Here is a 7,489-nt window from a genome sequence, read left to right as displayed (position 1 = left end):
CTGATCCACCTCGGCCTCACCCGAACCGACAACACCTGGCACCTCATCCCCGCCACCGCATAGCGAAAAGGGGCCGTCCGGCCTGCGGCCGGACAGCCCCCCAACAAGATTTTCAGCGGCCTTCTAGACGAGGTCCTGGGTCTTCTCGGTCCGCTCCTCGGTCCGGGCCTGTTTCCTGTTGGCGATCAGGCTGGTGATCGTGGTGATCACCAGCACCCCGCAGATCACGCCGAGCGAGACCGGGATGGAGATCTCGGGGACGTGCACCCCGGACTCGTGCAGGGCGTGCAGCACGAGCTTGACGCCGATGAAGCCGAGGATCACCGACAGCCCGTAGCTCAGGTGGACCAGCTTCCTGAGCAGGCCGCCTATCAGGAAGTACAGCTGGCGCAGCCCCATCAGGGCGAAGGCGTTGGCGGTGAAGACGATGTACGGGTCCTGGGTCAGGCCGAAGATCGCGGGGATGGAGTCCAGCGCGAACAGCACGTCGGTGGTACCGATGGCGAGCATGACGACCATCAGGGGGGTCAGGACGCGCTTGCCGTTGTTGCGGATGAACAGCCTGGTGCCGTGGTACCGGTCGGCGACGCCGAAGCGGCGCTCGATGTTCTTGAGGAGGCGGTTCTCCTCGAACTCCTCTTCCTCCTCGTCGGCCCGCGCCTCCTGGATGAGCTTCCAGGCGGTGTAGATCAGGAACGCGCCGAAGATGTAGAAGACCCAGGAGAAGTTGGCGATGACCGCGGCACCGGCGGCGATGAAGACCGCCCGCAGCGCCAGTGCGATCAGCACGCCGACGAGCAGCACCCGCTGCTGGAGGTGGGAGGGCACTGAGAACTTCGCCATGATCAGCACGAAGACGAAGAGGTTGTCGACGCTCAGCGACTTCTCGGTGATGAAGCCGGCGAAGAACTCGCCCGATGCCTGGCTTTCGCCGAAGAGGAGCAGCCCGAGCCCGAAGAGGGCGGCCAGGGCGATCCAGACGACCGTCCAGATCCCGGCTTCCTTGGTCGACACTTCATGGGGCTTGCGCCCGATGAGGAAGTCGACGGCGATGAGGGCGCCCAGACCAATGATGGTCAGCGCCCAGAGGGTCCATGAAACGTCCACTGCGCCTCCGGCAGTTGCTACGGGCTACTGATCAGCGTCGTCGCTGCCGAAGGTCTCCTCCACCCGGGCGCACGGGGTGCGCGTCCGGGCCGGCGCCCCGGGACCGGTCACGGTCCGTGCTGACGGGAACGCCGCGTGTGGGAGTACTCCCCTCCGCCCAATGAACGGTACAGGAAATCCCAAGAGGAGGTAAAGGGGAACCTAAAGAATAACCAAAAGAGCAGGTGGGCAGGGGCGAGAAGGAGGCGCGGGCGCGCTCCCCGGTGGGGCGGTCACGTGGCGGCTCAGTGGTGTCCGGTGCGGCTCAGCGGTGTCCGGTGCGGCGGGCGTTGGCCACCTGGGCCAGCACCCGGTCCAGCACCGCGCTGCCCGGCGGCGTCCGCAGCGGCTCGTACGTCCACGCGTGACCGACCCAGGGGTCGGCCAGATGGTCGTCGGCGACCGGGGTGACCCGCAGCAGCGAGCGCCACAGCGGGTCGAGGACCGGCCCGTACCCGGAGGCCTCCTCCCGGTCCGCGACCATCATGAGGTGGACGCCGACGGAGGGCCCTTCGTCGGCGAGGTAGCGCAGCTGGGTGACGGCACGATCGTCGAAACCGTGCGGGAAGTCGTTGACGATCAGCAGCTGCTCGGCCAGGTCCAGATCCGGCGGCAGCGAGTCGGCGGCACCGGCCCGGACCGCCATCTGCACCAGGTCGACGCGCCGGGTGAGGTGGGCGAGGACCGAGGAGACCCCCTGGGCCCCGGACGCGGGTGGCGCCGGGAGGACCCCGGAGCGGACCAGCGGGGCGAGCGCGCCGGCGGCCGAACCGGCCGGGTCGATGACGTGGACCGAGAACGCGTTCGGCGGGTAGACGGCCAGCAGCCGGGCGGCGTGCAGCACCGCGCTCTCCATGGCGAGCCGGCCCAGCTGCTCCGTGCCGGTCAGCGCGGCGGACTCGGACGCCGGACGCCCGCTGTCGATCCACATGCCCCGCTCCCGCGGCAGCCGGACGAGCAGCGGGATGCGCAGGTCGGCGCTCTCCGGCAGGCGGAGGTCGCCGATCCGCAGGGCCATGGGGATCTCCATCGGCACGCGGTAGCCGTGCCAGACGGGGTTGTCCCAGCCCGCGTAGGCGGCGGGGAGCGCGGGCTCCACGACGGCGGACTCGGCGGCGAGCTGGGCGAGGTCGCGGTCCAGCGACTCGCGGGCCCGGCCGGTCAGCTCGTCGCGCTTGGCGCGGGCCTCCTCGCGGGCCCGGTCGCCCGCACCGCCGATGCGGCTGCGCGGGTCGGACAGCGTCCGCTCCAGCTCCTGGTCCATCCGGGACTCGGCGAACTCGACGGCGCTGCGGTACGCGGCGACGGTCCGGGCCATGTCCTCGAACATGCCCCACACCTGGTTGTAGAGGCGCTCGTCCATGGACCAGCCGGTCGCGTCCCCGGCGACGGGCTGGGCGGGCTGCCCCGGCTGGGCGGGCGGCGCGGCCGGAGGGGGCGGCGGGGGCGCGGTGGGCCGGCGGCGCGGGTGCGCGTAGTCGATGGGGCCGCCCTGGGGCGCCGGGGCGGCCGGCTCGGCCAGGGGCTCGGGCTGCGAGGCCGGGTTCGGCGGCGGGACGGGGGGCTGCCCGTTGCCCGGGGCGGGAGCGGGGGCCGGCGCGTGCCTGACGCGGTCGCTCTCCGGCGTGCGGGGCGGGGGCGGGGCCACGGAACGGGCCAGTCCGCGGGCGACCGCCTCCTGGATCGACCCGGCCAGCTCGGCGGCCCGGTCCACGCCCTGGTCGGCGAGCATCGCGGCGAGACCGCCCGCGTAGCCCTGGCCGACCGCCCGGACCTTCCAGGCTCCCTGGCGCCGGTAGAGCTCCAGCGCGGCGACCGCGGACTCGCTGTCGAGCCCGGTCAGGGTGAACGTGGCGATCTCGTCGCCGTCGAGGCCGGTGACGGCGACGAAGGGCGGGGCGACGGCCCCGAACCGGGTCGGGCCGCCCACGCCCAGCGGAAGGGCCAGCAGCACCGTGACCCGGTGCACCCCGTCGGGCAGGGCGTCGAGGTCGACGGCGAGCCGGTGGTCGGCGGCGGCCTGCCGGGAGACTTCGAGGCCGTGCAGCTGCGGCGATCCCGGGTGGGCGACCCATTCGACGCCGTGCACCCTGCCCTGCTCGTCGCCGAGCGTGGCACCGGCCACGACGGGCGCCCCGGCCGATATCCGGATCTCCAGACGGGTCTGGGGCAAGGTGTGGTTCTGCCCCCGGACCAGCTCGGCCGTCATTGCCCTGTCCCCTCGACGAGTTGCTGCTGCGTGGTGCGGGTCCGTGTCTGCCAGGTGCGCGCGCCCGGGTGGCGCACGTGGTGCGGGTCCGTGCCGGATGCGCGCGCCCGGGTGGCGCGCGTGGTCGTGTGATGCGGTGCAGCTCCCGGCGGCCGATGCCTCCGGGAGCTGCGCGTACCGCGATGCGGACCTGTCGGTCCGGTGCCGTCTACAGGTGCGGCAGGATCGCCGGCATGAGGTCCTGGAACGTGCGGCCGTTGGCCGGGGTGCCGATGGCGGTCATCTTCCAGGCGTTCCCCGAGCGGTGCACCTTCGCCATGATCTGCGCGGTGTACTGCCCGCCGCCGTCCAGCGTGTAGCGGGCGAGCTCCTGGCCGTTGGTCTCGTCCACGATGCGGCAGAACGCGTTCTGCACCTCCTGGAACGTCTGGCCGGTGAAGGAGTTCACCGTGAAGACGATCTGGTCGATGTGGACCGGCACCCGCGGGAGGTCCACGAGGATCGCCTCGTCGTCGCCGCCGGAGCCGGCGCCGCCGACCAGGTTGTCCCCGGTGTGCTTGACCGAGCCGTCATCGCTGGTGAGGTGCCGGAAGAAGACGACGTCGACCGGCTGCTTGTCGGCGAACAGGACCGCCGAGGCGTCCAGGTCGATCTCCCGGGTGCGCGAACCGAACAGACCGCGGCGCGGTGCCGCCTGCCAGCCGAGCCCCATCCGTACCGCGGTCAGGGTCCCCCCGTCGCTCTTCTGCAGGCTGATGGCCTGACCCTTGGTCATATTGACCGTCACGCGCTGTCCCCTCTCCGCTGTCCCCGCAACCGTCCTTGTGCGGTTTCCCAGCACCCTACGCAGTGGGATCACCCGCGCGGAGGGCCTGGGGCGTTTTGTGTCGGTCCTGCAACACACCAAACGGCATGTCAGGCCAGGCCGGCTTCGCGCATCTGGCGCAGCTCCTTCTTCAACTCCCCCACCTCGTCACGCAGTCGGGCGGCGACCTCGAACTGGAGGTCGGCCGCGGCCGCGCGCATCCGGTCGGTCATCTTTTCGATGATCCCGGCGAGCTCGGTCGCCGGACGGTCGGTGACCGCCGCGCCGCCCCGGCCGGCCTTCCCCGCCTTCCCGGTCTTCGCCGCCTTCCCGTCGCCCGGGACGGCGTGCTTCCCGAGGGCGGGCACGGGCGCCTTGCCCTCGTTCGCCTGGCGGTAGCCGGTGCCGAGCAGCTGCTCGGTGTCGACCTCCTCGCGCGCGATGGTGGCGACGATGTCGTTGATCTTCTTGCGCAGCGGCTGCGGGTCGATTCCGCGCTCGGTGTTGTAGGCGATCTGCTTCTCGCGGCGGCGGTTGGTCTCGTCGATGGCCTGCGCCATGGCCGGGGTGATCTTGTCCGCGTACATATGGACCTGGCCCGACACGTTGCGCGCGGCGCGGCCGATGGTCTGGATCAGGGAGGTGCCCGAGCGCAGGAAGCCCTGCTTGTCGGCGTCGAGGATGGCCACGAGCGACACCTCGGGCAGGTCGAGGCCCTCACGCAGGAGGTTGATGCCGACCAGGACGTCGTACTCGCCGGAGCGCAGCTCCCGCAGCAGCTCGATGCGGCGCAGCGTGTCGACGTCGCTGTGGAGGTAGCGGACCTGGATGCCGAGCTCCAGGAAGTAGTCGGTCAGGTCCTCCGCCATCTTCTTGGTGAGGGTGGTGACCAGGACCCGTTCGTCCTTCGCGGCGCGCTCGCGGATCTCGTGCACCAGGTCGTCGATCTGTCCCTCGGTGGGCTTGACGACGACCTGCGGGTCGACGAGGCCGGTCGGGCGGATGATCTGCTCCACGAAGCCGTCGCCCCGGGACAGCTCGTAGTTGCCGGGCGTCGCGGAGAGGTAGACCGTCTGGTTGATCCGCTGGAGGAATTCCTCCCACTTCAGCGGGCGGTTGTCCAGGGCGGACGGCAGCCGGAAGCCGTGGTCGACCAGGGTCCGCTTGCGGGAGGCGTCGCCCTCGTACATGGCGCCGATCTGCGGCACGGTGACGTGCGACTCGTCCAGCACCAGGAGGAAGTCCTCCGGGAAGTAGTCGAGGAGGGTGTTGGGGGCGGTGCCGGGGGCACGGTCGTCGAAGTGCATCGAGTAGTTCTCGACGCCGGAGCAGGTGCCGATCTGGCGGAGCATCTCGATGTCGTACGTCGTGCGCATGCGCAGCCGCTGGGCCTCCAGCATCTTGCCCTGCTTCTCCAGCTCGGCCAGGCGCTGCTCCAGCTCCTGCTCGATGCCGCTGACGGCCTTCTCCATGCGCTCGGGGCCCGCCACGTAGTGGCTGGCGGGGAAGACGTGGAGGGACTGGTCCTCGCTGATGACCTCGCCGGTGAGCGGGTGGAGGGTGGAGAGGGCTTCGATCTCGTCGCCGAACATCTCGATGCGGACGGCGAGCTCCTCGTAGACCGGGAAGATCTCGATGGTGTCGCCGCGCACCCGGAAGGTGCCGCGGGTGAACGCCAGGTCGTTCCTCGTGTACTGGATCTCCACGAAGCGGCGCAGCAGCTGGTCGCGGTCGATCTCCTGGCCCACCTTGAGCTGGACCATCCGGTCGACGTACTCCTGCGGCGTACCCAGGCCGTAGATGCAGGAGACGGAGGCGACCACGACGACGTCGCGCCGGGTGAGCAGCGAGTTGGTCGCGGAGTGGCGCAGCCGCTCGACCTCCTCGTTGATCGAGGAGTCCTTCTCGATGTAGGTGTCCGACTGCGGGACGTACGCCTCGGGCTGGTAGTAGTCGTAGTACGAGACGAAGTACTCGACGGCGTTGTTGGGCAGGAGCTCGCGGAATTCGTTGGCCAGCTGGGCGGCGAGGGTCTTGTTCGGCGCCATCACCAGGGTGGGGCGCTGCAGCTTCTCGATCATCCAGGCGGTGGTCGCGGACTTGCCGGTGCCGGTCGCGCCGAGGAGCACGACGTCCTTCTCACCCGCCCGGACGCGCTTCTCCAGCTCGGCGATGGCCGCGGGCTGGTCGCCGCTGGGCTGGTAGGGACTGATGACCTCGAAAGGCGCCACCGTACGTTCGATATTCGAGACTGGCCGCATGAATCCACCGTACGACCCCCCACTGACAACGGGGTCGGTCAGCGGCCGCGCCGGGCCCCGTTCACCAGTCCCCGGGCTGTACGGCGTCGCGCGGCCGGGCGTGGAAGGACGCCGGGTCGGCGTGCGTGCCGAAGCGCGGGACCTGGCGCTGGGCCGGGATTCCGGGCACCCGGCCGCGTGCGGTGAACGGGTCGTCCCAGTCCGGCGTGCCCATGACCACCAACGGGTCGAACATGACGACGACCCCGGCCAGCAGCAGGAAGCAGGCGGGCCCGAGGAGCATGGGCACCAGCAGCGACGTGGCGCTGTCCCCGGGGGCGTGGCCGGCGCTGAAGGCGGAGGGGTGCAGGTGGACGCGGAGGGCGGCCATGCCCGTGTAGTGCATGCCGCTCACCGCGACGGCCATCACGACACTGGCGCCGAGGCTGGGCAGGAAGCCGTGGATGGAGACGGCGGCCCACAGCGCGGCGGTCGAGGCCACCACGGCGATCACGACGGAGAGGGACACGGTCACCGTGTCGTACTCGAACTGCCCATCAAGCCGCATTCCCGCCATGCCGAGATAATGCATGGAGGCCACACCGAGCCCGGTGATCGTGCCTCCCGTCACCAGGGCCATGCGGGTGGCGCCCCGGTACCCGACGAGGAAGATCCCGACGCCGACCATGACGATCGCGACGGCGAGGCTGGCGAAGGTGATCGGTTTGTCGTAGCCGATCGGCACCTCGTCGACGGAGAAGCCCACCATCGCGATGAAGTGCATGGTCCAGATGCCCGAACCAATGGAGGTCGCCCCGAGAGCCAGCCACCCGGCCTTGAAGGAACGCTCGGTGCGCAGTGACCGCGTGGTGCAGCGCAGGCCCAGTGCCGCGCCGAGGCACGCCATGAGGAACGCCGCCGCCGGGGTCACCGCCCCATAGCTGAAACCGTCGATTGTGCCCCGCATCCTTGTACGCCCTTCGCAGCAGCAAGCCCGGGTTCGGACGACCCTAAGGCGCAAGGCCCGGCAAACAAACAGGAGAGCTGCATTTTATCGACGGGGACAACAGCACGTGACGCGGTCCCCGG

The 7,489-nt window shown here is 70.5% G+C and carries 5 protein-coding genes; all 5 read right to left on the bottom strand.

The features are described from left to right. Nucleotides 1-123: 123 nt before the first annotated feature. Nucleotides 124-1,107: a TerC family protein gene (locus tag E6P78_RS18160; RefSeq protein ID WP_136204643.1), complete on the bottom strand. Its 984-nt coding sequence runs from the start codon at nt 1,105-1,107 to the stop codon at nt 124-126. A 304-nt stretch (nt 1,108-1,411) separates the two neighbouring features. Then, nucleotides 1,412-3,355 (bottom strand): TerD family protein, encoded by a 1,944-nt coding sequence (locus E6P78_RS18155; RefSeq protein ID WP_136204642.1) that lies wholly within the window; start codon nt 3,353-3,355, stop codon nt 1,412-1,414. Nucleotides 3,356-3,563: 208 nt separating this feature from the next. Then, nucleotides 3,564-4,142, bottom strand: a complete 579-nt coding sequence (locus E6P78_RS18150) for a TerD family protein (RefSeq protein WP_136204641.1) — start codon at nt 4,140-4,142, stop codon at nt 3,564-3,566. A gap of 128 nt (nt 4,143-4,270) precedes the next feature. Next, nucleotides 4,271-6,421, bottom strand: coding sequence for an excinuclease ABC subunit UvrB (gene uvrB / locus E6P78_RS18145; RefSeq protein ID WP_136204640.1), 2,151 nt, complete (start codon nt 6,419-6,421; stop codon nt 4,271-4,273). A 61-nt stretch (nt 6,422-6,482) separates the two neighbouring features. After that, complete coding sequence (locus E6P78_RS18140) at nt 6,483-7,367, bottom strand: MHYT domain-containing protein (protein WP_136204639.1); 885 nt, start codon at nt 7,365-7,367, stop codon at nt 6,483-6,485. Between the last annotated feature and the right edge of the window lie 122 nt (nt 7,368-7,489).

This window comes from Streptomyces sp. A0958, assembly GCF_004795035.1.
GTDB lineage: Bacteria > Actinomycetota > Actinomycetes > Streptomycetales > Streptomycetaceae > Streptomyces.
Note: the sequence above shows the minus strand (reverse complement) of the source record. Positions and strands in the feature narration are given on the sequence as shown.